The organism is Micromonospora sp. B11E3, assembly GCF_039871625.1.
Lineage (GTDB): Bacteria > Actinomycetota > Actinomycetes > Mycobacteriales > Micromonosporaceae > Micromonospora.
The window spans coordinates 1-643 of sequence record NZ_JBDPMC010000249.1 but is presented as its reverse complement, the minus strand read 5'-3'; the positions used below and the strand labels follow the sequence as shown (position 1 = coordinate 643).

2 protein-coding genes are annotated in these 643 nt (G+C 69.5%); one reads left to right on the top strand and one right to left on the bottom strand.

Annotation, left to right across the window (positions count from 1 at the left end; translation table 11 throughout):
• Positions 1 to 268: hypothetical protein (locus ABGB16_RS33925; protein WP_347672128.1), on the bottom strand; the 268-nt coding region annotated here is incomplete at its 3' end.
• Positions 269 to 271: 3 nt separating this feature from the next.
• Between ABGB16_RS33925 and ABGB16_RS33920 the strand changes: the two genes are divergently transcribed.
• The coding region (locus ABGB16_RS33920) for a hypothetical protein (RefSeq protein ID WP_347672127.1) at positions 272 to 643 on the top strand (372 nt) is incomplete at its 3' end.

Sequence of the window (643 nt, the reverse complement as noted above, 5' to 3'; positions counted from 1 at the left end):
CGATGGGCAGGTGTTGGCGCGGCTGACTGATCGTCTCGGCGACCAGGGTGTTTCGGGGGGCGGTGTTGTCACCGAGGCTGGTTTCCTGGATGCGCGGTGGATCGGGCAGCGGTATGACGAGGCGTGTGCGGAGTTGATCGGGTTGGGGCTCGATCCCGGTCCGGTCATGGATGTGCCGCAGGAGCAGTTGGACTTCGTCAACGGGCGTGGCCGGGGTTTCCCGGTGGCGTCGTTGGCGCCGGATCGGGCCCGTGCCTATCTGGTCCACGTGTTGAGCACGTCTGACGGGCCGCTCGAGGCGGATGAGCTTGCCGAGGTCTTCGACACGGTGGCCGATTGGGACGGCCGGTGGGCGGAGCCGGGCGGGGAGTTCCTGCTGCCGTTGCTGGCCCACGCCACCGGTAGCCGGATCACCGTTTGGCAGCGCACCGGGCGGGGGGTGAGCCCGGTGGCGGTGTTCGGGCCGCGGGACGGCCGGCGGGTCGACCTGTACTACGTCGCGGCCGACCCGGCGAACCCCACCCACTACAACCACTACCACGCCGCTGTTCCCGCTGCTGTCCCGTTACCGTCCGCGCCGGCCGAGCTGCCGCGGTCAGACGAGTGGGACGAGTTGTTCACGCGATTCTCCAGCGTGATGGGG